Consider the following 24556-nt stretch of genomic DNA (forward strand, 5'->3'; position numbering starts at 1 on the left):
ACGTCATCCACATCCGGCTGGACGGGATGACGCAGTGCAATTGCCGTTAGGGGTCAGCTCTTGGCTTGGGGGGCCTTGCGACCGAAGTAGTGGTTGTAGGCCATACGGCGGTTATTGTTGGTGTCCATGTCCCACGCCATGGCGCGTGCCGCGAACGCTCGTTGCGATGCGTCGATTTCCTTGAAAAGGGGGTTGGTCTCGGCCTTCTTGGCGACGATCTGGTCCCAGACGACCAGTTGTTGCTGCAGAATGGTGTCGGGCGTTTTGTAGAATTTGACGCCGTCTTCCTTTTGCAGGCGTTGGTAGTCCTGCGAGTAACGGTCCACCGCCTTCCAGGACATGTCGGCCGATGCGGCCTCCACGGCGTTGTCGACGATGGCCTTCAGCTGTGTCGGCAAGGCGTTGTACTTGTCCTTGTTGAACATGATCTCGAAGGTTTCTGAAGCCTGGTGAAAGCTTTGCAACATGCAGACCTTGGACACGTCCGGAAAGCCCAGAGCGCGATCCGAGGCGGCGTTATTGAACTCCGCACCATCGAGCAGGCCGCGGTCCAGTGCCGGAACAATTTCACCGCCCGGCAAAGCATTGACGGCCGCGCCCATTTCAGTGAACAGGTCGATAGCCAGGCCATTGGTGCGGAACTTCAGACCCTTGAGGTCTTCAGTCTTGGTGATGGGTTTCTTGAACCAGCCGAACGGTTGCGTGGGCATCGGGCCGGTCAGGAAGGAGACCACATTGCCACCGATGGCATCGTAAAGCTTGGCCAGCAACTCCTTGCCACCGCCATATTTGTGCCATGCCAGGACCATATTGGCGTCCATGCCGAAGGCCGGTCCTGACGAAAACAAGGCCAGGGCGTTCTGCTTGCCGTAGTTGTAACCCAGCACGCCGTGGCCCCCGTCCAGCGTTCCCTTGGAGACGGCATCCAGCAGGCCAAAAGCCGGTACAACTGCCCCTGCGGGCAAAACTTCGATTTTCAGATCTCCACCGGTCATGTCGTTGATCTTCTTGGCGAAATCAAGAGCGAATTCGTGGAAGATGTCGACGGTGGGCCAAGTGCTTTGGAAGCGGAAGTTGATGGGACCCTGCGCGCGAGCGATGGCAGGAAAGCCCATCGTTGCTGCAGCCGCGGTGCCGGCTGCAGCACCGCTCAGGAACTTGCGCCGGGATGCGCCAGTTTGTGCTTGAGGCGCGGTGCTTTTTTTGATCCTGTTTCTCATGAGGTGTGTCTCCGAAGTGGCTGTAAGCGTTCGAGAGCAAACTGCAGCAATCTGATGTGTTTTCAGCTTTATTTCAGTCTTCTTTCAGTTTGCTTTCAGCTTTATATGCGATTCGAACACTGGCCGTACATAAGGAGTAACCACAATGATGATAGGGGTATACCCGTGGGCAGATAAGCGTGAGTGAGTGCACCTTTAGCGACGGGTGGGCTGTGCTGAACAGGCTTTTTACAGGCCTCTTGAGAGGGAAGTCATTTCAAACAGGCAAAGAAAAACGCCTTCGCCGCATGAAGCGGCGAAGGCGTTTTTTGCAAGCGCTAGGGCTTACAGACCTACGGAGTCAGCAATTTCCTTGAACTCTTCGATCTGGTCGAAGTTCATGTAGCGATAGATGTCTTCGCTATTGGCTTGCAGAACGCCCATGTCGGCCAGGTACTCTTCGCGGGTCGGGATGCGGCCCAGACGCGAGCAGATGGCAGCCAGTTCAGCCGAACCCAGGAACACGTTGGTGTTCTTGCCCAGACGGTTGGGGAAGTTACGGGTGCTGGTGGACATGACGGTGGCGCCTTCGCGAACCTGTGCCTGGTTACCCATGCACAGCGAGCAACCGGGCATTTCCATACGAGCACCAGCCACGCCCAGAACGCCGTAGTGGCCTTCTTCGCTCAGCTGTTGCTGGTCCATCTTGGTCGGAGGAGCGACCCACAGACGGGTTGGAATGTCGCGCTTGCCTTCCAGCAGCTTGGAGGCAGCACGGAAGTGACCGATGTTGGTCATGCAGCTACCGATAAACACTTCGTCGATCACGGTGCCGGACACGTCGGACAGCGTCTTCACGTCGTCTGGGTCGTTCGGGCAAGCCACGATAGGTTCGTGAATTTCAGCCAGATCGATATCGATAACAGCAGCGTATTCAGCGTCTGCATCGGGCTCCAGCAGTTCCGGGTTGGCCAGCCAGGCTTCCATGCCCTTGATACGACGGGAGATAGTGCGCTCGTCTTCGTAGCCATTGGCAATCATCCACTTGAGCAGCGTGATGTTGCTGTTCAGGTATTCGATGATGGGCTCTTTGCTCAGGCGCACGGTACATGCAGCAGCGGAGCGCTCGGCCGAAGCGTCGGACAGCTCGAAAGCCTGTTCGATCTTCAGGTTGGGCAGACCTTCGATTTCCAGAATGCGACCGGAGAAGATGTTCTTCTTGCCGGCTTTCTCGACGGTCAGCAAGCCTTGCTTGATGGCGTACAGAGGAATGGCGTTAACCAGGTCACGCAGGGTGACGCCGGGCTGCATTTCGCCCTTGAAGCGCACCAGCACGGATTCTGGCATGTCCAGAGGCATCACACCGGTAGCAGCGGCAAAGGCCACCAGACCGGAACCAGCGGGGAAGCTGATGCCGATAGGGAAACGGGTGTGCGAGTCGCCGCCAGTGCCCACGGTATCGGGCAACAACATGCGGTTCAGCCAGGAGTGGATGATACCGTCGCCTGGACGCAGGGACACACCACCGCGTGTGCTGATGAAAGCAGGCAGTTCGTGGTGAGTTTTAACGTCAACAGGTTTGGGGTAAGCAGCGGTGTGGCAGAAGGACTGCATCACCAGATCGGACGAGAAGCCCAGGCAAGCCAAGTCTTTCAGTTCGTCGCGAGTCATTGGGCCCGTGGTGTCCTGGCTACCAACGGTGGTCATGCGTGGTTCGCAGTAGGTACCGGGACGCACGCCCTGGCCTTCAGGCAGACCGCAAGCACGGCCAACCATCTTCTGGGCCAGGGAGAAGCCTTTACCGGAGTCGGCAGGGCTTTGTGGCAGGCGGAACAGGGTGGTTGGGGGCAGACCCAGTGCTTCGCGAGCACGGGTGGTCAGGCCACGGCCAATGATCAGGGGAATACGGCCACCGGCGCGCACTTCGTCAAACAGGACGTCGGACTTGACCTGGAATTCGGAGATCAGTTCGCCATTCTTGAAGGCCTTGCCTTCGTAGGGACGCAGTTCCACCACGTCGCCCATTTCCATTTTGGAAACGTCCAGTTCGATAGGCAAAGCGCCGGCATCTTCCATGGTGTTGTAGAAGATAGGAGCAATCTTGCTGCCCAGACACACGCCACCAAAGCGCTTGTTGGGAACGAAAGGAATGTCTTCGCCGGTGAACCACAACACGGAGTTGGTGGCCGATTTACGCGAAGAACCGGTACCGACCACGTCGCCCACGTAGGCAACCAGGTGGCCTTTTTCTTTCAGGGATTCGATAAAGCTGACAGGACCTTTCTTGCCGGGCTCTTCAGGTTCGATACCTGGGCGCGGGTTCTTCAGCATGGCCAGAGCGTGCAGCGGAATGTCCGGGCGGCTCCAGGCGTCAGGGGCGGGGGACAGATCGTCCGTGTTGGTCTCGCCGGTGACTTTGAAAACGGTCACGGTCAGGCTTTCTGGAACTTCAGGACGGCTGGTGAACCACTCGCCGTCGGCCCAGCTTTGCAGCACTTCTTTTGCAAAGGCATTGCCCTTTTCGGCTTTTTCCTGAACGTCGTGGAAAGAGTCAAACATCAACAGGGTGTTTTTCAGGCCGTTGGCGGCGATCTGGCCCAGTTCGGGCGAATCCAGCAGATCGATCAGCGGGCTGATGTTGTAGCCACCCAGCATGGTTCCCAGCAGCTCAGTGGCACGCTCGCGGCTGATCAAAGCACAGGTTTCTGTGCCCAGCGCGATGGCGGCCAGGTAGGAGGCTTTCACTTTGGCAGCATCGTCCACACCGGCGGGGACGCGGTGCGTCAGCAGGTCGACCAGAAATGCTTCCTCACCGGCAGGTGGGTTCTTGATGAGCTCGATCAGCTCGGCGGTTTGCTGAGCCGACAAAGGCAGCGGGGGAATGCCCAGAGCAGCGCGCTCGGCAACATGTTCGCGGTAAGAGTCCAGCATAGTGCGGGTGCCTATCGGTAAATGGTTGATATGAAAATGCAATAAATCGCGTGTTGCCCCAATTGTAATTTGAAGCGCGCAGCGAAGCAATGGTCTTATATCTTATATAAGACTTACGGAAACCTGAATATTGCCGGGCTCAGGCCAGCAAGTCGGCGTATTCAGGGTGGCGGCGGAAATAGACCACGGCATAGCTGCAAACGGGGCGCACTTTCCACTGTTGGTTTTTTGCCGTTTCCAATGCGAAGCGGGTCAGTTGCCCCGCAATGCCGCGGCCTTCCAGCTCGGGCGGCACACGGGTGTGGGTGATGCTCATGACAGCATCGTCCAGTTCGTATTCGATCACGCTGCGGCGGTTTTCAATGTCGCAGTAAAACAGACGCGCTTGCGGGTCGTGGTGGATCTCGGTAGTCATGGCAGACTCCTTCAAGTGGGGTTGGAGTGCAGGGCGATCAGAATCCAAACAGCCAGCATGGCGATCATGCCCAGAAAGCAGCCGCCCCACAGCCCCATCAGGGGCCATTTGATGCCCATGGGGACATCATCGGGTTGCACGTGCTTGAGTAGCCGGTTGGCATTGCCAAACAGCGAGTTTTGGCGTTTGGGGAAATTCAGACGTAAAAAATAATCCAGCAGTACGCCTGCCTTCAGCGAAAAACTGAGTTTTTCCCAGGGGTACTGATCCAGATAAGGGTGACGCAACACCTGGTTGCTGCGGCGCAGATTGAAAAGCAGTAAATAAGCGCCGGAGACCAGACTGGTCAAGGCACAGGCAATCATCAAGGTGCCGGCCAGCGGCAGGGCGTAGCGTACAAATTCAGAGAGCATGGAAGTCACCAGCAAGACGGCCCCGCGTGCGCAATGCAGCGGGGCCGTGTGGGTTAGATCACAGGCAAATAATAGCCCAGGATCTGTGACTTATGGGCGCTGATCCAGAGGCACAAAGCTCTGGTTTTCAGGGCCGATATAGTTGGCGGTAGGACGAATAATCTTGTTGTCCACGCGCTGCTCAATGATGTGAGCCGCCCAGCCAGCCGTACGCGCGATCACGAACAAAGGCGTGAACATGGCAGTAGGGACACCCATGGTGTGGTAGGACACGGCCGAGAACCAGTCCAGGTTGGGGAACATTTTCTTCACTTCCCACATCACGCTTTCCAGGCGTTCGGCAATGTCGAACATGCGGGTGTTGCCATCGGCCACGGCCAGCTCTTTGGCCACCGATTTGATTACTTCGTTGCGTGGGTCGGAGATGGTGTAGACAGGGTGACCGAAGCCAATAATGACTTCCTTGTTTTCCACGCGCTTGCGGATGTCTTCTTCAGCCTGATCGGGGTTCTCGTAGCGCTTCTGGATTTCAAAAGCCACTTCGTTGGCACCGCCGTGCTTGGGACCGCGCAGGGCGCCGATCGCACCGGCAATCGCGGAGTAGAAGTCCGAACCTGTACCGGCAATAACGCGGCTGGTAAAGGTGGAGGCGTTGAACTCGTGCTCGGCGTACAGGTTCAGCGAGACGTGCATGGCTTTTTCCCACTCGGCCGATGGCTTCTCGCCATGCAACAGGTGCAGGAAGTGCGCGCCGATACTGTCGTCGTCGGTCTGTACGTCGATCATCTCGCCGTTGTGGCTGTAGTGGTACCAGTACAGCAGGGCCGAACCCAGGCAAGCCATCAGACGGTCGGCGATGTCGCGTGCGTCGGGCAGGTTGTGGTCGTCTTTTTCAGGCAGCACGCAGCCCAGAACCGACACGGCAGTACGCATCACGTCCATGGGGTGGCTGTGGGCAGGTAGGGTTTCCAGCGCGGTTTGCAGGGCCAGAGGCAGGCCACGCAGACGCTTGAGCTTTTGTTTGTACGCGCGCAGTTCGTCGCGGTTGGGCAGTTTGCCGTGGATCAGCAAATGAGCCACTTCTTCAAATTCGCAAGCCTGGGCCAGGTCCAAGATATCGTAGCCGCGGTAGTGCAGATCATTGCCACTGCGACCGACCGTGCACAAGGCGGTATTGCCTGCAACAACGCCAGACAGGGCAACAGATTTCTTGGGCTTGAAGCCAGTGCTAGGGGTGTTCTCAGTACTGCTCATAAAGGTCTCCTGGTTGCTGGGCAGCCAGCACGAGGCTGGCTGCTGAATGGGGTTTTACCCGCGCGACGGCCCTGATCACGGGCCGGGCGGGAGCCTGTGGTGGCTCAGGACTTCTTGTTTTTCTGGAACAGCTTGTCGAGGCTTTGCTCGTAAGCATGGTAGCCGATACGATCGTACAGTTCTTCACGAGTCTGCATCAAATCGATGACATTTTTTTGATGTCCGTCACGACGGATCGCCTGGTAGACAGTTTCGGCGGCCTTGTTCATGGCGCGGAAGGCAGATAGAGGGTAGAGCACCATGGCGACATTGGCCGAAGCCAGCTCTTCCACCGTGAACAATGGGGTTTGACCGAACTCGGTAATGTTGGCCAGCACAGGCACATTCAGGGTTTCGGTAAAGCGGCGGTAGGTGTCCAGGTCGTAGCAGGCTTCAGCAAAAATGCCGTCTGCACCTGCTTCCACGCAAGCCTGGGCACGTTCCAGAGCAGCGTCCACGCCTTCGACGGCAATCGCGTCTGTACGAGCCATGATGAAGAACTCGGGATCGGTACGGGCGTCAACAGCGGCTTTCACGCGGTCGGCCATTTCACCGGTGCTGACGATTTCTTTGCCGGGGCGGTGACCGCAACGCTTGGCGCCAACCTGGTCTTCAATGTGGCAAGCGGCAGCGCCGAACTTGATCAGGCTTTTGATCGTGCGAGCAATGTTGAAGGCGGAAGCGCCAAAGCCGGTATCAATGTCCACCATCAATGGCAGATCGCATACATCGGTAATGCGGCGAATGTCGGTCAGCACGTCGTCCAGCGTGTTGATGCCCAGATCAGGCAAGCCCAAAGAGCCAGCCGCGACACCGCCACCCGACAAGTAGATGGCGCGGTAGCCGGCGCGTTGGGCCAGCAAAGCGTGGTTGGCGTTGATGGCGCCGATGATTTGCAAAGGCTGTTCTTCACGCAGGGCCTGGCGGAAACGGGCGCCTGCCGATGTCAGTTGGTTTTGGCTCATTTGGGGCTCCAGATCACAAGATATAAAAATGTCGTCAGCGTAGTGCTGCGATGGGTTGGTTCTACTAAAGCAAATGCTGTGCCAAGTTCAAATATGGGGAGCGATGAAGAGCCTGAACCCAGAGGAGGCGGGAATTTCTCGCGTGGTGTGATGTCGTCGCTCCCTTCCAGGAATATTGTCTTTTCCTGTTTTGTGTTTCAATATTGAAACGTAATTTGAAACAGTGTCGCATTATTGAAGCCCGGGTGAAACCATATGCCTTATCCTTCCTCCCCGCCTGCGCGTCTGCGTCTGGTAGCTTTTGGCCTGCATGGACTGCGTTCTCTATTGGAAGAGCTGGTGCCGCAGTTTCGCGCTCAGGCCGAAATACTGATTGTGGACAAGGCCTATGGAGAGGCCGTGGAGGCCGTGCAGGTTTTACGACAAACAGGCGAAATTGACGTGCTGGTGTCTGCCGGTTCCAACGGCAGTTATTTGCGCGAACATCTGGACTTGCCGGTGGTGTTGGTCCATCCCGGTGGCTTCGACATTATGGGCAGCCTGGCCTCGGCACAGGCAGAGCGCAAAGCCGTGGTGACCTATGGCGAAATGCCGCTGGAGCTGCTGGAGTTCGTGCAGCGTTTTGATCTGCCTGTGGAGCTACGTAGCTATCGCAGTGAATCCGACGCCCGTAGCTGTGTCCAGGATTTGAAAGAGTTGGGAGTGGAGTGGGTGCTGGCACCCGGTCTGGTGGTGGATCTGGCGCGCGAGAATCAGATGGAAGGCGTGTTGCTGTATTCACAAGGAGCGGTGCGACAGGCTCTGGAATCCGCTATCGAACTGGCTCGTGTGGCTCGCGCTGAGGCTGCTCGCCGGGATCGCTTGAATACGATTCTGGCGCAGTTGCGTGACGGCGTGGTGTCAGTGGACAGGGACGAGCGGATTGAAACGGTGAACCCGGCGATGGAAGCCTGGTTGGGCCAACCGGCCCAAGCCATGATTGGCCGTCGCTTGGGTTCCTTGTATCCCGAGCTGGATCTGGCCGGCACGCTGCGCAGTCTGGACGTGCAGTTGGATACGGTGCAACAAGTGGGTGGCCGTACCGCGATTGTCACCCGCATGCCGATTCTGGAGCAGGGGCGCTTGAGCGGGGCGGTGTTGCTCTGCCAGGACCCGGCCGCGATTCAACGACTGGACCGCAGCTTGCGTTCCCGCAGTCAGCAAGCGGTATCGCGTCATGCCCGGTACGAGCTGTCTGATCTGGTGGGACAGAGCTCGCCCATGCGCAAGCTGCGTGCTCAGGCTCAGGCTTGTGCGCAAAGCACAGCGACGACCTTGATCATTGGTGAAAGCGGTACGGGTAAGGAGTTGCTGGCCCAAGGCATTCACAGCGCCAGCGCCAGACGCGCGCAACCCTTTGTGGCCGTGAACTGCGCGGCTTTCCCTGACAGCCTGTTGGAAAGCGAACTGTTCGGTTATGTGGAAGGCGCCTTCACAGGCTCCAGCCGGGGCGGCAAAGTAGGGCTGGTGGAAGCGGCTCACACCGGCACCTTGTTTCTGGACGAGATCGGGGAAATGCCCTTGCCACTGCAAACCCGTTTGCTACGGGTGCTGCAAGAAAAAGAAGTCCTGCGTATCGGGGCGATTGAGCCAACGCCAGTCGATGTGCGCGTGATTGCGGCCACTCACCGCGATCTGGCCGCGCAGGTTAAAGAAGGTGTGTTCCGTCAGGACCTGTTTTATCGCCTGAATATTCTGGTGCTGCGCTTGCCGCCTTTGCGTTTGCGCACACAGGATTTGCCAGAACTGGTGGAGCATCTCCTGGCAAAAGTGGCTCAACGTCTGGGTGGGGCTGTAACGCTCAACCCGGATTGGCTGACCGAGCTGCTGGAACTGGGCCGTCACTACACCTGGCCCGGCAATATCCGTGAGTTGGAAAACCTGATCGAACGCTTGATGGTCCTGGGCACAGTGCAAGGCGATCAGGCTGTGGTACTGGAAGATATTGCGCCGGAGCTGCGGGCAGTGGTGGCAGAGCCCGCTATGCCTGCGCTGCGTGATCAGCAAGAGCGCAGCGAGCAGGAGCATCTGGCCAAGGTGCTGGAAGAGTGTGGCGGTAACCGTGCTCTTGCAGCCCAGCAACTGGGGATCAGCCGCAGTACGTTGTGGCGGAAGTTGCGTAAAGGTTGATGGGCTCGTCAATACTCCTTGGGGCTCAAGCAAAGCCCATACGTCGCCGTTTCCTTCAAGGCTGGTTTTAGTGCCGACTGATTCTGCTGAACGCTATCAAAAGCAGGCTGACCAGCAAGGAGGCCACCAGGTTGTACGTCAGCCCCATGCCAAAGGCAGAAACATAGTGCTCAGCCTGGCTCAGGGCGGCGCTGCCTGCGTTTCGTCCGGCATTAAACAGGAAGCCGACCACGGCAACCCCGAGAGCGGCACCAATTTGCTGAATGCTGGAGATCACACCCGAGGCCATGCCAGCTTGAGTCTCGTCGATAAAGCCTAGTATCAGATTCAGTAAGGGCGTCATGATCAGGCCTTGGCTGGCCCCCAGGAAAATCAAGGCAGGAATCAGGTGGGCGGGCTCCAGTTGTGGGCCTGCCCAAGCCACTTGGCCGATTAGCCAGGCAAAGGAGAGGGCGTAGCCTATTGCTCCCGTTGTAATAGCCTGGGTGCCGTAGCGGGTGACAAGACGTGGCGCGTAGAGAGAGGCGGCAATAAACCCCACGCTGGCGGGGGCAAAAATACTACCTGCGTGGAAAGGACTTAAGCCAAAGCCGCTTTGCAGCAACAGGGCAAAACAGAGAAAGAAAGAGCTGGCGGTGGAGTACACCAGCAAGACCAGCAGGGCGCCCAGAGCAAAGCGGGGTTGCGCCAGCAGTTGCATATCGACCAAGGGCAAATATCCGATGCGTCGCCGTCTTTGCTGGTGCCGATAAAAAGCAAACAGCAAGACAAGAGAGGCAGCCAGACTCGTCAGGCTGGCAAGGGGCCAGCCATGCTCCGAGCTTTGGATGATAGGGATCAGTAACAGGCTGAGGCTCAGACTGATCAGAATGACGCCTGTGCCGTCCAGTCCCTGGTTTTGAGGGCCGCGAGTTTCAGGAATGTAGCGCGCTGCCGCAATCGCCAGTAGACCAATCGGGATATTGATCAGAAAGATGTTGCGCCAGCCCAGGTCAAACAGATCGGCGTGAATCAGCCAGCCTCCCAGGACCTGTCCGGCAATAGCGGCCAGCCCCAGCGTCATGCCCAGCAGGCCGAAGGCGCGACGGCTGTTATCGCCGTCAAAGTTCACCCGAATGGAAGCATAGACCTGGGGGAAGAGCAGGGCGGCAGCCAGGCCCTGCAATACCCTGGCAATAATCAGAAAAAAAGCATTGGGCGCCAGACCGCATAGGGCAGAGGCGAGCGTAAAGCCTGCCATGCCGATGATAAAGAGCTTGCGTCGGCCAAATAAATCGCCCAGCCGTCCTCCTGTAATCAGCAGTACGCCAAAAGCCAGTTCGTAGCCCGCCACGATAAAGCCGATCTGACTAAAGCTGGCGCCAAGTTGGCTCTGAATATTGGGAATAGCGACATTGACGACGAACAGGTCAAAAATGGTGACGAAACCCGCCAGAAGTAGCACGGACAGGCCCAGCCAGGGCGGGGTGTTTGTGGAGGCTGCGTGAGTGTTTGGGGAATGCGGCTTGGAGTTCATGATGCTTGTTTGAGGTAGAAACCCGTGTATTCTTGAATTCTTTTTAAGCAATTACAATTTAACTGTTTATGCTATTACTTAAAGCAATGGGGTCTTGAATCATGAGAACGCTGGAACGAACGCGCCCGGATCTGGCAGCCTTCTTGCGTGCATGCCGTGAACGCCTCTTGCCGGAGGAGGTGGGTTTGCCCAGTGGTGGGCGTCGTCGTACGCCGGGGCTGCGCCGTGAGGAAGTGGCCGCTTTGGCAGGAGTGGGGCTGACCTGGTACACCTGGTTGGAGCAAGGGCGTGATATTGGGGTGTCGGCCAGTTTTCTGGACAATTTGGCGCGGGTTCTGAAACTGGATGCGGCCGAACGTAGGCACTTGTTTTTGCTGGCGCATGAGCGCCTGCCTGCCGAGCCAGGAATTACCTGGTGCGTCTTGCCGCCGTTGGTGCGGCGCTTGATGCACGACTTGCCTCATCCGGCTTTTGTCTTGAATTTACGTTGGGATGTCCTGGGCTTTAATGCCTTGGCGGATGATTTGCTGGACTTGGGGGCGTATCCCGATGGGCAGCGCAATCTTCTATGGCAGATGTTTACGAATCCCGCTTTGCACACACGCTTCGTGCCCTGGGAATCGCAGGCGCTGGAGATGTTGTCCAGTTTTCGTCGCGACTTTGCTCGGGCCACAGACGGTACGGACATTCATGAACTGGCCAATGAGCTCAAACGCGTATCACCGGAGTTCAAACTGTGGTGGGAGCAACATGATGTACATCCGCCTTGCGGTGCGCTACGCACATTGCTTGTAGATGGAGAGTTGCGCGAGTTTGAGCAGACCTCGCTCATCATTGATGAGAGTCGGCATTTGCGTATGGTGGTGTATGTGCCGCCTTTGCAGCAAGGTCAAGGCGATGGGGGCAGTTCACGCTAGTATTGTGCAGAGCTTGTAGAACGCAAGTGAGTGCTCAGTACTGCCGTGATGTTAATAGCAAGATCCTGGTTTTACGTGTTGAGTTCCAGCATTCAGCATTCAGCATCAAGCACTAAGCATCGAGCAGCAGGCGTTAGAGATCAAGCGTCAGGTCTCACCCATCAGGCGGTAGGCACCAGGCAAAAAAAATCCCCGCCGATCAGGCGGGGATTGCAGACACTGGCGGCTTAATTAGCCCAGCAGGTCTTTCACACCGTCGCGCTCTTCCAGCAGCTCGTTCAGGGTGTGGTCCATGCGCTCACGCGAGAAGGCGTCGATTTCCAGGCCTTCAACACGCTTGTACTCACCGTTTTCGGTGGTCACAGGCACGCCGTAGATGATGCCTTCAGGAATGCCGTAGGAGCCGTCCGAAGGAACACCCATGGTGACCCATTTGCCATTGGAACCCAGGACCCAGTCACGCACGTGGTCGATGGCCGCGTTGGCAGCCGAAGCAGCCGAGGACAGGCCACGGGCTTCGATAATGGCGGCGCCACGTTTGCCCACGGTGGGGATGAAGGTTTCGCGGTTCCAGGCCTGATCGTTGATGATCGCGTCGATCTTCTCGCCGTTCACGGTAGCGAAGCGGGTGTCAGGGTACATGGTGGGCGAGTGGTTGCCCCAAACAATCAGGTTCTCGATGTCAGCAACAGCCTTGCCGGACTTGGTGGCCAACTGCGACAGGGCGCGGTTGTGGTCCAGACGCAGCATGGCGGTGAAGTTCTTTGCTGGCAGATCAGGAGCGGACTTCATGGCAATGTAGGCGTTGGTGTTGGCAGGGTTGCCGACTACCAGCACTTTCACGTCACGGCTGGCCACTTTGTTCAGGGCACGGCCTTGTGCAGTAAAGATCTGGGCGTTGAAGGCCAGCAAATCTTTACGTTCCATGCCTGGGCCGCGAGGACGGGCACCGACCAGCAGGGCGATATCAACATCCTTGAAGGCGGTTTCAGGGTCGCTGTGGGCGGACATGCCTTGCAGCAGCGGGAAGGCGCAGTCGTCCAGTTCCATCATGACGCCTTTCAGGGCCTTTTGGGCTTTCTCGTCGGCGAGTTCCAGCAACTGCAGGATTACAGGCTGGTCTTTGCCCAGCATTTCGCCAGAAGCGATGCGAAACAGCAGGGCGTAGCCAATCTGGCCAGCAGCGCCGGTAACGGCGACGCGCATTGCGGGTTTGGACATGAGAGTAAGACTCCGTTTTTGGGTTTGAAGACGGTGACGAAAAACACAGTTTAAATCTTTTGCAGACCGGGCGGCTGGCGTGGAAAACGGTTTTTCGCAAGAGGAAAAGCCTCTTTTTTCACTGCGCAGACTAGACCAAAACGATAGCGCCGTCAAACGTCTTATATCTTATATAAGACATAAGAGCGTTAGACATTCGGGGCCGGTCATGCGAAAATTAGTGCACTGTCTATTTTATGAACAAATGCGCGCCGCAGGCTGTATAGATCGCGCATTTTTTATGAGCCCCATGTCTGATAACGTGCCGCCGCTACGCACCCAGGAAATCGAAAAATCCGCTCCTAGCGCGGCCTATAGCCCTCTGTATCAACAGATCAAGGCTTTGTTGCTGCAGGGGCTGGATCGTGGCGAGTGGAAACCTGGCGAGGCCATCCCCAGTGAACTGGAACTGGCCGCCCGTTTTCAGGTCAGCCAGGGCACGGTGCGCAAAGCCATTGATGAGCTGGCCGCCGACAACCTCCTGATTCGTCGCCAGGGCAAAGGCACCTTTGTGGCCACCCATCACGAGGCTCGTGTGCGCTTTCGTTTTTTGCGCCTGGCCCCGGACGATGGCAAGCCCGTTGCTTCCCAAAGCCGTATCCTGGATGTGCGCCGCATGAAAGCGCCAACGGATGTTGCCGTACTGCTGGACTTGCGCACTTCCGACATGGTGGTGAATCTGCGCCGGGTTCTGTCTTTTGATCAGGTCCCGACCATTTATGACGATATCTGGTTGCCCGGCTCCGTCTTCAAGGGTCTGACCCTGGAAGCCGTCGAGCAAAACAAGGGCCCGATGTACGCCTGGTTCGAGAGCAAGTTTGGCGTGAGCATGGTGCGCGCCGATGAAAAGATCGGTGCTGTCAGCGCCACTGACGAGGCCGCCTCGGTCTTGCAGGTGGAAGCTGGTTCGCCGCTCCTGCACGTGGAACGCGTGTCCTATACCTATGGTGACCGACCGATGGAGTTGCGCCGGGGCTTGTACCTGACTGAGCGCTTCCATTACCGAAACACGCTCAGCTAGTGCGGCGGCATACGGTATTTGATACTGCACCGTAGTGTCAAATAGGTGAAAATACCAAGGTTAAAAATTTTATGACTTTTTTTTATCTACTTCGAGGCCATCATGTCTGATACCGCACCCAAGCAGCGTCCGCAGTATCGCAATATCAGCGTGCCGCAGATATTGAGCTACCGCTTGCCCCTGGCTGCAAAATCGTCGATTTTGCATCGTGTCAGTGGTGCATTGCTGTTTCTTTGCCTGCCGCTCGTTCTATTGCCACTGTTCTCTTTGAGCGTCAGCTCTCCAGAGTCCTTCGAGACCTTGCGCAGCTACGTCGACAACCCTGTCTGTAAGCTGATCCTTCTGGTCCTGATCTGGGGCTACCTGCACCACTTCTGTGCCGGTATCCGCTATCTGGCACTGGACCTGCACCTGGGTAACGACAAAGAGTCCGCCAAGAAGTCGGCCGGTATGGTGTTCGGGGTCAGCCTGGCGCTGACCGTTGTGTTTGGTTTGAAACTGTTTGGGGTGTGGTAATGGCAAATCGTGAGCGCATTGGCGCAAACCGCCTGGTAGTGGGTGCCCACTACGGTACCTTGGACTTTCTGGCACAGCGTGTCACCGCAGTCATCATGGCCATCTACACCTTGGTCATCATCGGCGGCATCCTGTTTAGCAGTGAACTGAATTTCGAGACCTGGCGCGGCCTGTTCTCGTTCACGGTCGGCTCCCTGCCTTTGGGTCAGTTGCTGGCAACCTTGTTCTTCCTGTCTTTGTCCTGGCACGCCTGGATTGGTGTGCGTGACATCTGGATGGACTACGTCAAGCCCGCTGGTCTGCGCTTGTTCCTGCAAGTGTTGACCTTGCTGTGGCTGGTCGCCAGTGTCGTCTTTTTTGCAAAAATTATCTGGAGTCTCTAAACCGTGGCTTCCATCACAAAATCTTTGCCCCGCCGTCAGTTTGACGTAGTGGTGGTCGGTGCCGGTGGCGCCGGTATGCGTTGTTCCCTGCAATTGGCTCAGGCCGGCTTGTCCGTGGCCGTGCTCAGCAAGGTGTTCCCAACCCGCTCCCATACCGTGGCGGCTCAAGGTGGCGTCAGTGCCTCCCTGGGCAACATGAGCGAGGACCACTGGTACTGGCACATGTACGACACCGTTAAAGGTTCGGACTGGCTGGGCGACCAGGACGCCATCGAATTCATGTGCCGTGAAGCTCCACACGCTGTGTACGAGCTTGAGCACTTCGGTATGCCGTTTGACCGTAACCAGGACGGCACGATTTACCAGCGTCCATTTGGTGGTCACACCGCCAACTTCGGTGAAAAACCTGTTCAACGTGCCTGTGCCGCTGCTGACCGTACTGGTCACGCCATGCTGCACACCCTGTACCAGCGTAACGTAGCTGCCCGTACCCAGTTCTTCGTGGAATGGATGGCTCTGGATCTGCTGCGTAACGAAGCTGGCGACGTTCTGGGCGTAACCGCTCTGGAAATGGAAACCGGCGAAATCTACGTTCTGGAAGGCAAGCGCGTGGTGCTGGCTACCGGTGGTGCTGGCCGTATCTGGGCTGCTTCCACCAACGCCTTCATCAACACCGGTGACGGCCTGGGTATGGCTGCGCGTGCCGGTCTGCCTTTGCAAGACATGGAATTCTGGCAATTCCACCCCACTGGCGTTGCCGGTGCTGGCGTGCTGATTACCGAAGGCGTACGCGGTGAAGGCGGTATCTTGCTGAATAAAGACGGCGAGCGCTTCATGGAGCGTTACGCTCCCACCCTGAAAGACTTGGCCCCACGTGACTTCGTGTCCCGCTCCATGGACCAGGAAATCAAGGAAGGTCGCGGTTGTGGCGATGGCAGCTACGTGGTTCTGAAACTGGATCACCTGGGTGCTGACGTCATCAAGAAACGTCTGCCCTCGATTCGCGAAATCGCGATCAAGTTCGGTAACGTGGACCCGATCAAAGACCCAATCCCTGTGGTTCCAACCATCCACTACCAGATGGGCGGTATCCCCACGAACTACTACGGTCAGGTTGTGACCCAAACGCCAACGGGCGAGAACAAGATCGTCAACGGTCTGTACGCCATCGGTGAATGTGCCGCTACGTCTGTGCACGGTGCCAACCGTCTGGGTACGAACTCCCTGCTGGATCTGATCGTGTTCGGTCGCGCTGCGGGCAACCACATTGTGGATTCGCACCCCGAGAAAACACACTCTCACCAGGAAATCAACGAGTCCTCCATCGAGTACTCGCTGGACCGCGTCAACCGTCTGGAATCCCGCACATCGGGCGAAAAGGCACAGGACGTGGGCAACAAGATTCGTGTGGCCATGCAGGCTCACTGCGGTGTGTTCCGTACCCTGGATCTGCTGCACAAGGGTGTCGACCAGATCGAATCCCTGGTTCCCGAAGTCAAGGACATTTACTTCAAAGACAAGTCCAAAGTGTTCAATACTGCCCGTATTGAAGCTCTGGAAGTGGCCAACATGATCGAAGTGGCTCGTGCCACCACGAAGTCGGCCGCCAATCGTACTGAAAGTCGCGGTGCTCATGCCCTGAACGACCACCCAGAACGTGACGACGAAAACTGGCTGCGTCACACCTTGTGGTTCTCGGAAGGCAGCCGTCTGGAGTACAAGCCTGTCCAGATGAAGCCTCTGACAGCCGAAACGATTCCGCCCAAGGCCCGGACTTTCTAAGCAGGATACAGACATGAGTCAAAAACGTAAGGTCAAATTTGAAATCTACCGCTACGATCCTGACAAGGACGAGCGTCCCTACATGCAAAAGATCGAAGTCGAGTTGGAACCTACCGACAAGATGCTGCTCGATGCGATCCTGCGCATTAAAAACGACATGGACGACAGCCTGGCGCTGCGTCGCTCTTGCCGTGAAGGTGTGTGCGGTTCCGATGCCATGAACATCAATGGCAAGAACGGTCTGGCCTGCACCACCAATATGCGTGACTTGAAAGAACCTGTGGTCTTGCGCCCACTGCCAGGTCTGCCGGTTATCCGTGACCTGATCGTGGACATGACCCACTTCTTCGATCAGTACCATTCGGTCAAGCCGTTCCTGATCAACGATGCTCCTCCTCCAGAGAAAGAGCGTTTGCAAACGCCTGAAGCCCGTGAGGAGCTCGATGGTCTGTACGAGTGCATTCTGTGCGCCTGCTGCTCGACCTCTTGCCCATCGTTCTGGTGGAACCCCGACAAGTTCGTCGGTCCTGCTGGTTTGTTGCAAGCCTATCGTTTCATTGCCGACTCGCGTGACGAAGCAACGGGCGAGCGTCTGGACAATCTGGAAGATCCATACCGCTTGTTCCGCTGCCACACGATCATGAATTGCACGGACGTCTGTCCAAAAGGACTGAACCCGTCGCATGCCATCGGCAAGATCAAAGAAATGCTGGTGCGTCGCAGTATCTAAAAAGGTGGGTATGTACCGATGAGAACATTGACGGAATTGGAGCGTGCGCGCCTGCGCTGGCGTGCGCGCCGGGGCTTGCTTGAAAACGACTTGATGATCACCCGTTTTCTGGATCAATACGAAAACGAGCTGACTGATCAGGACGTCTCGGCCCTGACCCGCTTGTTCGAAATGGACGATACAGTTTTGCTGGATGTCCTTCTGGCTCGCTCCGAGCCAGAAGGGCAGTACGCCACACCGGACATTCAGCGACTAGTAGACATTATGCGAAAGCTATAACCATTGAGGAAAAAAGTGATGGAATTGTCAGATAAAAAAGCCACGCTATCCTTCTCCGACGGTAGCCCTTCGGTTGAGTTCCCTGTACACAAGGGCACCGTAGGTCCGGACGTGATCGATATCCGTAAGCTCTACGGTCAGACAGGTATGTTTACCTATGACCCAGGCTTTATGGCAACGGCGGCTTGCGAATCCGGTATCACCTACATTGACGGCGACAAGGGCCAGTTGATGTACCGTGGTTACCCGATCGACCAGTTGGCACAAAAGTGCGATTTCATGGATGTGTGCTACCTGATCCTGAACGGTGACCTGCCGAACGCAGATCAGAAGCAGGAATTTGACTCCCTGGTCACGAACCACACCATGGTTCAGGAACAGATGCAGCACTTCCTGCGCGGCTTCCGTCCGGACGCCCACCCCATGGCAATACTGACTGGCCTGGTCGGTGCTCTGTCGGCGTTCTACCATGACTCCACGGACATCACGAATCCTCATCACCGTCATGTGTCGGCTATCCGCTTGATCGCCAAGCTGCCTACTCTGGTTGCGATGGCGTACAAGTATTCTTTGGGACAGCCCTTCATCTATCCCAAGAATGATTTGTCCTACACCGGCAACTTCTTGCGCATGATGTTCGCTACCCCTTGCGAAGACTACAAGGTCAACGAAGTGGTTGAGCGCGCTCTGGACCGTATCTTCATCCTGCATGCAGATCACGAACAAAACGCCTCGACTTCCACCGTGCGTCTGTGCGGTTCGTCCGGCACCAATCCTTTCGCTGCTATTGCTGCGGGTGTTGCTTGCTTGTGGGGTCCTGCCCACGGTGGTGCAAACGAAGCTTGCCTGAACATGCTCGAAGAGTTGCAAGCCAACGGCGGCATCGACAAGGTTGGCGAGTTCATGGAGAAGGTCAAGGACAAGAACTCGGGCGTGCGCCTGATGGGCTTTGGTCACCGTGTCTACAAGAACTACGACCCACGCGCCAAGCTGATGCAAGAAACCTGCAAGGAAGTTCTGGAAGCCCTGGGCCTGGAGAACGATCCTCTGTTCAAGCTGGCCATGGAACTGGAGCGCATTGCTCTGGAAGATCCCTACTTCGTCGAACGCAAGCTGTACCCCAACGTAGACTTCTACTCGGGTATCGTTCAGCGCGCTATTGGTATCCCAACCTCCTTGTTCACCGCTATCTTCGCCCTGGCTCGTACCGTGGGCTGGATTGCTCAGTGGAACGAAATGTTGTCCGATCCAGATTACAAGATCGGCCGTCCACGTCAGTTGTACGTGGGCCCAACTCAGCGCGACGTACCTGATCAGCGTTAATCACTGTGGGCTCAGAGACCTGGATCAAGCCAGGTGTCATTAGCCTCTGCGCTGACTGAGCCCCTGGTTTTACGCAAGTGCACCAATTTGTGGTGCACTTTTTTTTCGCCTGCTGTTTTGCTTATTGCGCCACGCGATCGTGATGAAACGCATCCGGCACTGGCGGGGTTCAGGGTTGCAGAAGCTGGTGGTTGAAACGGGAGAGCCGCTGCTCGCGCGCATTGTTTTCTTCGGACTGGCGGACTTTAGCCTGTACATGATCCAGATGCTTGTTGATCTGCTCACGGGCCAGGTCGGCATTGCCTTCCAAAATGGCGTTCATCACGGCTTCGTGCTGCTGGGTCAGGACCTCTACCTCGCGCGCATTGTCGAACTCAAACATGGCACGGCGGTTTTCCTTGACGGTGGAGAACACCAGTTGGAACAAGCCATTCATGATTTGCAAAAGCACCACGTTGTGGGATGCCTGGGCAATGGCCAGGTGAAATTGAGCATCAGCGCGGGCCGATAGTTCGGCATCCTGATTCTTTTGATGTTCAACCATGATGTCAAAGCATTGCCTGATTCTTTTTTTGTCCGCCTCCGTGGCTCGTATCGCGGCGTGCCATACCGTACTGGCCTCCAGCGCCCGCCGCGCCTCCAGCACATCGTAGCGATACAAGGGGTCCTGGCTCAGGAGCTGCTCCAAAGGGGCGATGGCCTGGGCAGGCCAGTTGATCAGGTCGCTTTTCTGCACGAAAGTGCCGCCGCCTTGGCGGGTAAATAACACTCCCTGTGAACTTAGCGTACGCAGCGCTTCCCGTATCGGTACGCGTGACACTTCCAGTTGCTCGGCTAATTGACGCTCGGAGGGGATCCGGTCACCAGGTTGCAGTTTCTCTTCCTGGATGAGCTGGATAATTTTTTCAGTGATCTGGTCGGAGAGACGCGTTTTAGGGTTCGTAGTCATAAATCGGTTTGAAGTGGTAAGACCAATTTGTGTTTTTAGTGTGAGTATAGGGGTGAAAATGACTAAAAAGATCAGGGTTTATGCCGGTAATTAAAAAGTGGTAATACCTCTATCATTCTCCAAGCTAGAACAAGAGGGGGAGGGCTGCTCGAAATCGAGACCGGCACCACGGTTTTGAGCTCTGGGCTGGCAGCTCCTCTTTCCATAAAACGTGCTACCGACACGAAGGAGATCTGGAGATGAGTCTTTTATACACCTTGATGGCCCTGGCGCCATTGTTGGTTGTGTTTTTGTTGATGGTTGTGCTGGGGCGTTCGGCAAAGCTGTCCATGGGCGCAGCCTATATTGTGACAGCCTTGCTGGCTTTGTTCGTGTGGGGCAGTCAGGCCGAGGTTATTGCCGCAGCGACGGTCAACGGGGTGGTGACTGCCCTGACCTTGCTGTTCATTGTCTTTGGGGCCGTACTGCTGTTGAACACGCTCAAGGTGGGCGGCGCGCTGGCAGCCATTCGCCAGGGCTTTATGGATGTGTCCCCTGATCGTCGCATACAGGTCATTATTGTGGCCTGGCTGTTCGGCTCACTGATCGAGGGCTCATCGGGTTTTGGTACACCGTCTGCGGTCGGTGCGCCTTTGTTGCTGGCATTGGGTTTTCCGGCAATGGCGGCCGTGATGTCGGTACTGGTTATCCAGTCCACCCCGGTTTCGTTTGGTGCTGTCGGTACCCCCATGCTGGTCGGTGTGCGCTCGGGCGTCGATAACAAGGCCGATGTCGCGGCGACTATCGCTCCTATGCAGCCTCTGGAGTATTTGCAGCAGATTGTCGAAAACGTAGCCTTGATTCATGCCTTGACGGGCTTTGTGATTCCTTTGCTGCTGTGTGGCTTGCTGACGCGCTTTTTTGGCGAGCGCCGATCCTTCGTGGAGGGTTTGGGCGCCTGGAAGTTTGCCCTGTTTGCGGGTCTGGCTTTCACCGTTCCTTATTACTTGATCGCGGTGGTCTTAGGGCCGGAGTTTCCATCCATGGTGGGCGCAATGGTGGGCCTGGTGATTGTGGTGACGGCGGCACGCAAAGGCTGGTTTGCGCCCTCCAAGACCTTTGACTTCCCTGATCGCAGTCAGTGGCCTTCTCAGTGGCTGGGTACAGTTGCCATGGACAATGTGGAAACCAAGCAGAGCTTTTCCGTATTGCGAGCCTTTTCGCCCTACGTGCTCGTTGTGCTGCTGCTGATCCTGACCCGTACTGTTCCTGCTGTGAAAGCCTGGTTGACAGGTCCCTCTGCCACGATCAAGGTTGAGGCCCTGTTTGGTACCGGTATTTCCACCTCGGCACAGCTGTTGTTTTCACCGGGCGCTATCCTGATTCTGGTGTCCCTGGCATGTATCGCCATCTTCCGCATGAATGGCCAGCAGTACATGCAAGGCGTCAAGCAGTCGCTGAGCACCATGGGCAGTGCTGCTCCTGCCTTGTTGCTGGCTGTGCCTATGGTGCAGGTGTTCATCAATTCGGCCGCCGCAGATGGCTCAATAGCCAGCATGCCTCTGGTCCTGGCTCAAGGCGCGGCTGCTGCAGCTGGACAGGCTTGGCCGACCATCTCACCCTGGGTAGGCAGCCTGGGTGCCTTTATCGCTGGCTCCAATACGGTCAGCAATATGATGTTCTCGTACTTCCAGTTCTCGACTGCTCAGCAAATTGGCTTGAGTGTCGATCAGTCCGCCATTGTGGTGGCTCTGCAGGCCGTCGGTGGGGCAGCGGGCAACATGATCTGCGTGCATAACGTGGTTGCTGCCGGTGCCGTGGTAGGCATGTTGGGTCGAGAAGGGGAGATTGTGCGCAAGACCTTGATTCCCATGGTTTATTACGTGATACAGGCTGGCTTGATCGGGCAGGCCTTGATTACGGGTGCAGCAGGCTGGTGGCTGGCAGCGGCAATCTTCCTGGTAGTCGCAATCGGTGGCTTGAGTCTGTCTCGGGGCCGCCCAATGTCTCCGGCGATGGCTTGATGGGAGCCCTTGTCGTACCGAACTGAATCTGGATCGGCGATAAAAAAAACCGGATGCCGCTTTTACGCTGCATCCGGTTTTTATTCAGCTAAACAGGCTTAGCTGTTTTGCTGGGCTTCTTGCTGAGCATCCACAACAGCCAGGGCTGTCATGTTGATGATGCGACGCACAGTGGCGCTGGTGGTCAGGATGTGGATGGGGCGAGCCGCACCCAGCAGGATGGGGCCCATGGCCACACCGTTGCTGCCTGTCATCTTCAGCATGTTGTACGTGATGTTGCCGGCGTCCAGGTTTGGAGTGATCAGCAGGTTGGCCGAACCGCGCAGCGTGCTGTCGGGGAAGGCTTTCAGGCGGATCTTCTCGGACAGGGCGGAGTCAGCGTGCATTTCGCCGTCCACTTCCAGGTCGGGAGCGCGTTCAGCCAGGATTTGACGAGCCTTGGCCATCTTGCGCGAGGACTCGGTCTGGCGGCTGCCAAAGTTCGAGTGCGACAAGAGAGCCACGCGAGGCACCACGCCAAAACGGCGAACTTCCTCGGCGGCCTGGATCGTCATGTCGGCGATCTGTTCGGCTGTGGGGTTCTCGTTCACGTGGGTATCGCACACAAACAGAGTTTGTGTAGGCAGCATCAGCACGTTCATGGCGGCGAAGGTTTGAGCTTCCTTTTTCAGGCCAATGACTTGCTCAACGTAGTGCAGCTGGCTGTCGTAGTTGCTGGCTACACCGCAGATCATGCCGTCTGCATCACCGCGTTGCAGCAGCATCACGCCAATCAGCGAATTGTGCTTGCGTATCATGGCTTTGGCGATGTCTGGAGTGACGCCTTCACGAGCCTTGAGCTTGTAGTAGGCGGTCCAGGTTTCGGTGAAGCGATCGTCGTCTTCGGGATCAACGATTTGCACGTTCTTGCCGGCTTCCAGACGCAGACCCGCTTTCTTGACGCGCATGTCGATCACGCTGGGGCGACCCACCAGAATAGGTTGGGCCAGCTTTTCGTCCACCACGGTTTGCACGGCACGCAATACACGCTCGTCTTCGCCGTCAGCGTAAATGATGCGCTTGGGCGCAGCCTTGGCCTGCATGTACAACGGACGCATCAGCGGGCCGGTGTGGTAGGTCATGGCGATCAGTTTCTGACGGTAGGCGTCCATGTCTTCGATGGGACGGGCGGCAACGCCGGAGTCCATCGCAGCCTGGGCCACGGCAGGAGCAATCTGAACAATCAGACGGGAATCAAACGGTTTGGGGATGATGTACTCAGGACCAAAACGCAGGTCTTCGCCGCCGTAAGCGGTGGCCATATCGTCGCTTTGCTCGACCTGGGCCAGCTCGGCAATGGCTTTCACGCAAGCCAGCTTCATGTCTTCGTTGATCACGCTGGCACCCACGTCCAGGGCGCCACGGAAAATGAAGGGGAAGCACAGCACGTTGTTGACCTGGTTCGGGTAGTCCGAACGGCCAGTGGCGATGATGCAGTCGGGGCGGGCAGCCTTGGCCACTTCAGGGCGGATTTCAGGCTCGGGGTTGGCCAGGGCCAGAATCAGAGGCTTGTCGGCCATGGTCTTGACCATGTCGGCAGACAGCACGCCAGGAGCCGAGCAACCCAGGAACACGTCAGCGCCGACCATGGCATCAGCCAGTGTACGGGCGTCGGTTTCCTGAGCGTAGCGAGCCTTGTTGGGCTCCATGTTCTCGTCGCGACCTTTCCAGATGATGCCGCGCGAGTCGGCTACAAAAATGTTGCTCAGCTTCACGCCCAGGGCCACCAGCAAGTCCAGGCAGGCAATGGCAGCAGCGCCAGCGCCCGAGCAAACCAGCTTGATGTCGGCGATGTTCTTGTTGACGACTTTCAGGCCGTTCAGAACCGCCGAGGACGAGATGATGGCGGTACCGTGTTGGTCATCGTGGAACACGGGAATGCTCATGCGCTCGCGCAGCTTCTTCTCGATGTAGAAGCACTCGGGGGCCTTGATGTCTTCCAGGTTCACACCACCCAGGGTGGGTTCCAGTGCGGCAATGATGTCGACCAGCTTGTCCGGATCGGTTTCGTTCAACTCGATATCGAACACATCGATGCCGGCGAATTTCTTGAACAGGCAGCCTTTGCCTTCCATGACGGGCTTGGCGGCCAGCGGGCCGATATTGCCCAGACCCAGCACGGCGGTACCGTTGGTGACCACGGCAACCAGGTTGGCGCGCGAGGTGTACTTGGCGGCGGCTTCTTCGCCTTCGGCGTGGATGGCCATGCAAGCAGATGCGACGCCGGGGGAGTAGGCTAGCGAGAGGTCATCTTGATTGGCTAGGGTCTTGGTAGGGACCACCGAGATTTTCCCGGGAGTGGGATACGCGTGATAGTCCAGCGCAAGTTTGGCCAGATCGGCGTTGGCATCCATTTTGGTAAAGCTCCTGATAGGATTTTCTAGTGTAAAAGTGAATCTAATTTATAAGAAATACAGTCACCAGGTAGGTGCTGATTTGTTATAGGCAGCATA

General features: G+C 56.9%; 20 protein-coding genes. 10 read left to right on the top strand and 10 right to left on the bottom strand.

The window, feature by feature from the left end; genetic code table 11:
* Window positions 1–53 precede the first annotated feature (53 nt).
* From KOE80_RS05840 to prpB, 6 genes are all read right to left on the bottom strand, one after another.
* Complete coding sequence (locus KOE80_RS05840; protein ID WP_009457721.1) at window positions 54–1220, bottom strand: TRAP transporter substrate-binding protein; 1167 nt, start codon at window positions 1218–1220, stop codon at window positions 54–56.
* A 324-nt stretch (window positions 1221–1544) separates the two neighbouring features.
* A complete protein-coding gene (gene acnB / locus KOE80_RS05845) occupies window positions 1545–4130 on the bottom strand; it encodes a bifunctional aconitate hydratase 2/2-methylisocitrate dehydratase (protein WP_022983544.1) in 2586 nt (861 codons plus the stop codon).
* Window positions 4131–4269: 139 nt separating this feature from the next.
* A complete protein-coding gene (locus KOE80_RS05850; RefSeq protein WP_009457716.1) occupies window positions 4270–4545 on the bottom strand; it encodes a GNAT family N-acetyltransferase in 276 nt (91 codons plus the stop codon).
* Between the two features lie 11 nt (window positions 4546–4556).
* Window positions 4557–4958 (bottom strand): hypothetical protein, encoded by a 402-nt coding sequence (locus KOE80_RS05855; protein ID WP_035270831.1) that lies wholly within the window; start codon window positions 4956–4958, stop codon window positions 4557–4559.
* A 90-nt stretch (window positions 4959–5048) separates the two neighbouring features.
* Window positions 5049–6212, bottom strand: a complete 1164-nt coding sequence (prpC, locus tag KOE80_RS05860) for a 2-methylcitrate synthase (protein ID WP_009457712.1) — start codon at window positions 6210–6212, stop codon at window positions 5049–5051.
* Window positions 6213–6316: 104 nt separating this feature from the next.
* The gene (prpB, locus tag KOE80_RS05865; protein WP_026484284.1) at window positions 6317–7216 is read right to left on the bottom strand and encodes a methylisocitrate lyase; all 900 of its coding nucleotides are present in this window, start codon (window positions 7214–7216) and stop codon (window positions 6317–6319) included.
* Between the two features lie 255 nt (window positions 7217–7471).
* Between prpB and prpR the strand changes: the two genes are divergently transcribed.
* A complete protein-coding gene (gene prpR, locus KOE80_RS05870) occupies window positions 7472–9385 on the top strand; it encodes a propionate catabolism operon regulatory protein PrpR (RefSeq protein ID WP_226348610.1) in 1914 nt (637 codons plus the stop codon).
* A 67-nt stretch (window positions 9386–9452) separates the two neighbouring features.
* On the opposite strand, the gene KOE80_RS05875 is transcribed toward prpR, so the two are convergent.
* Window positions 9453–10901, bottom strand: coding sequence for an MFS transporter (locus KOE80_RS05875; RefSeq protein WP_226348611.1), 1449 nt, complete (start codon window positions 10899–10901; stop codon window positions 9453–9455).
* A 101-nt stretch (window positions 10902–11002) separates the two neighbouring features.
* Here KOE80_RS05875 and KOE80_RS05880 point away from each other — a divergent pair, with 101 nt between their 5' ends.
* The gene (locus tag KOE80_RS05880) at window positions 11003–11818 is read left to right on the top strand and encodes a helix-turn-helix transcriptional regulator (protein WP_226348612.1); all 816 of its coding nucleotides are present in this window, start codon (window positions 11003–11005) and stop codon (window positions 11816–11818) included.
* A gap of 231 nt (window positions 11819–12049) precedes the next feature.
* Here the strand turns inward: KOE80_RS05880 and KOE80_RS05885 are convergent, their stop codons facing one another.
* On the bottom strand, window positions 12050–13039 hold the full coding sequence (locus tag KOE80_RS05885; RefSeq protein ID WP_042484133.1) for a malate dehydrogenase: 990 nt from the start codon (window positions 13037–13039) through the stop codon (window positions 12050–12052).
* 280 nt (window positions 13040–13319) lie between these two features.
* Between KOE80_RS05885 and KOE80_RS05890 the strand changes: the two genes are divergently transcribed.
* From KOE80_RS05890 to gltA, 7 genes are all read left to right on the top strand, one after another.
* Window positions 13320–14099 (top strand): GntR family transcriptional regulator, encoded by a 780-nt coding sequence (locus tag KOE80_RS05890; RefSeq protein ID WP_373862629.1) that lies wholly within the window; start codon window positions 13320–13322, stop codon window positions 14097–14099.
* A gap of 102 nt (window positions 14100–14201) precedes the next feature.
* The gene (sdhC, locus tag KOE80_RS05895; RefSeq protein WP_009457694.1) at window positions 14202–14615 is read left to right on the top strand and encodes a succinate dehydrogenase, cytochrome b556 subunit; all 414 of its coding nucleotides are present in this window, start codon (window positions 14202–14204) and stop codon (window positions 14613–14615) included.
* On the top strand, window positions 14615–14998 hold the full coding sequence (sdhD, locus tag KOE80_RS05900; protein ID WP_003802535.1) for a succinate dehydrogenase, hydrophobic membrane anchor protein: 384 nt from the start codon (window positions 14615–14617) through the stop codon (window positions 14996–14998). The genes sdhC and sdhD overlap by 1 nt, the downstream gene beginning before the upstream one ends.
* Window positions 14999–15001: 3 nt before the next feature.
* Window positions 15002–16780: a succinate dehydrogenase flavoprotein subunit gene (sdhA, locus tag KOE80_RS05905; protein WP_042484142.1), complete on the top strand. Its 1779-nt coding sequence runs from the start codon at window positions 15002–15004 to the stop codon at window positions 16778–16780.
* A 13-nt stretch (window positions 16781–16793) separates the two neighbouring features.
* On the top strand, window positions 16794–17510 hold the full coding sequence (locus KOE80_RS05910) for a succinate dehydrogenase iron-sulfur subunit (RefSeq protein WP_003802530.1): 717 nt from the start codon (window positions 16794–16796) through the stop codon (window positions 17508–17510).
* An 18-nt stretch (window positions 17511–17528) separates the two neighbouring features.
* Complete coding sequence (locus KOE80_RS05915) at window positions 17529–17789, top strand: succinate dehydrogenase assembly factor 2 (protein WP_003802528.1); 261 nt, start codon at window positions 17529–17531, stop codon at window positions 17787–17789.
* Between the two features lie 18 nt (window positions 17790–17807).
* The gene (gltA, locus tag KOE80_RS05920; protein WP_094195949.1) at window positions 17808–19112 is read left to right on the top strand and encodes a citrate synthase; all 1305 of its coding nucleotides are present in this window, start codon (window positions 17808–17810) and stop codon (window positions 19110–19112) included.
* A 169-nt stretch (window positions 19113–19281) separates the two neighbouring features.
* On the opposite strand, the gene lldR is transcribed toward gltA, so the two are convergent.
* On the bottom strand, window positions 19282–20061 hold the full coding sequence (gene lldR / locus KOE80_RS05925; RefSeq protein ID WP_045931083.1) for a transcriptional regulator LldR: 780 nt from the start codon (window positions 20059–20061) through the stop codon (window positions 19282–19284).
* A gap of 239 nt (window positions 20062–20300) precedes the next feature.
* On the opposite strand from lldR, the gene KOE80_RS05930 reads away from it, so the two are divergent.
* Window positions 20301–22064 (top strand): L-lactate permease, encoded by a 1764-nt coding sequence (locus tag KOE80_RS05930; RefSeq protein WP_109088697.1) that lies wholly within the window; start codon window positions 20301–20303, stop codon window positions 22062–22064.
* 98 nt (window positions 22065–22162) lie between these two features.
* Here the strand turns inward: KOE80_RS05930 and KOE80_RS05935 are convergent, their stop codons facing one another.
* Window positions 22163–24457 carry an NADP-dependent malic enzyme gene (locus tag KOE80_RS05935; RefSeq protein ID WP_063693529.1) on the bottom strand — a complete coding sequence of 765 codons (2295 nt, stop codon included), beginning with the start codon at window positions 24455–24457 and terminating at the stop codon, window positions 22163–22165.
* Between the last annotated feature and the right edge of the window lie 99 nt (window positions 24458–24556).

It is taken from the genome of Alcaligenes sp. 13f, assembly GCF_020496585.1.
Taxonomy (GTDB): Bacteria; Pseudomonadota; Gammaproteobacteria; order Burkholderiales; family Burkholderiaceae_B; genus Alcaligenes; species Alcaligenes phenolicus.

Coding starts and splice junctions, on each gene's coding strand:
- KOE80_RS05910 (WP_003802530.1), top strand. CDS start 16,794: ATGAGTCAAAAACGTAAGGTCAAATTTGAAATCTACCGCTACGATCCT.
- sdhD (WP_003802535.1), top strand. CDS start 14,615: ATGGCAAATCGTGAGCGCATTGGCGCAAACCGCCTGGTAGTGGGTGCC.
- KOE80_RS05850 (WP_009457716.1), bottom strand. CDS start 4,545: ATGACTACCGAGATCCACCACGACCCGCAAGCGCGTCTGTTTTACTGC.
- prpC (WP_009457712.1), bottom strand. CDS start 6,212: ATGAGCAGTACTGAGAACACCCCTAGCACTGGCTTCAAGCCCAAGAAA.
- KOE80_RS05930 (WP_109088697.1), top strand. CDS start 20,301: ATGAGTCTTTTATACACCTTGATGGCCCTGGCGCCATTGTTGGTTGTG.
- KOE80_RS05875 (WP_226348611.1), bottom strand. CDS start 10,901: ATGAACTCCAAGCCGCATTCCCCAAACACTCACGCAGCCTCCACAAAC.
- KOE80_RS05855 (WP_035270831.1), bottom strand. CDS start 4,958: ATGCTCTCTGAATTTGTACGCTACGCCCTGCCGCTGGCCGGCACCTTG.
- KOE80_RS05840 (WP_009457721.1), bottom strand. CDS start 1,220: ATGAGAAACAGGATCAAAAAAAGCACCGCGCCTCAAGCACAAACTGGC.
- KOE80_RS05880 (WP_226348612.1), top strand. CDS start 11,003: ATGAGAACGCTGGAACGAACGCGCCCGGATCTGGCAGCCTTCTTGCGT.
- KOE80_RS05890 (WP_373862629.1), top strand. CDS start 13,320: ATGAGCCCCATGTCTGATAACGTGCCGCCGCTACGCACCCAGGAAATC.
- KOE80_RS05885 (WP_042484133.1), bottom strand. CDS start 13,039: ATGTCCAAACCCGCAATGCGCGTCGCCGTTACCGGCGCTGCTGGCCAG.
- sdhC (WP_009457694.1), top strand. CDS start 14,202: ATGTCTGATACCGCACCCAAGCAGCGTCCGCAGTATCGCAATATCAGC.
- KOE80_RS05935 (WP_063693529.1), bottom strand. CDS start 24,457: ATGGATGCCAACGCCGATCTGGCCAAACTTGCGCTGGACTATCACGCG.
- prpR (WP_226348610.1), top strand. CDS start 7,472: ATGCCTTATCCTTCCTCCCCGCCTGCGCGTCTGCGTCTGGTAGCTTTT.
- lldR (WP_045931083.1), bottom strand. CDS start 20,061: ATGACTACGAACCCTAAAACGCGTCTCTCCGACCAGATCACTGAAAAA.
- acnB (WP_022983544.1), bottom strand. CDS start 4,130: ATGCTGGACTCTTACCGCGAACATGTTGCCGAGCGCGCTGCTCTGGGC.
- gltA (WP_094195949.1), top strand. CDS start 17,808: ATGGAATTGTCAGATAAAAAAGCCACGCTATCCTTCTCCGACGGTAGC.
- prpB (WP_026484284.1), bottom strand. CDS start 7,216: ATGAGCCAAAACCAACTGACATCGGCAGGCGCCCGTTTCCGCCAGGCC.
- KOE80_RS05915 (WP_003802528.1), top strand. CDS start 17,529: ATGAGAACATTGACGGAATTGGAGCGTGCGCGCCTGCGCTGGCGTGCG.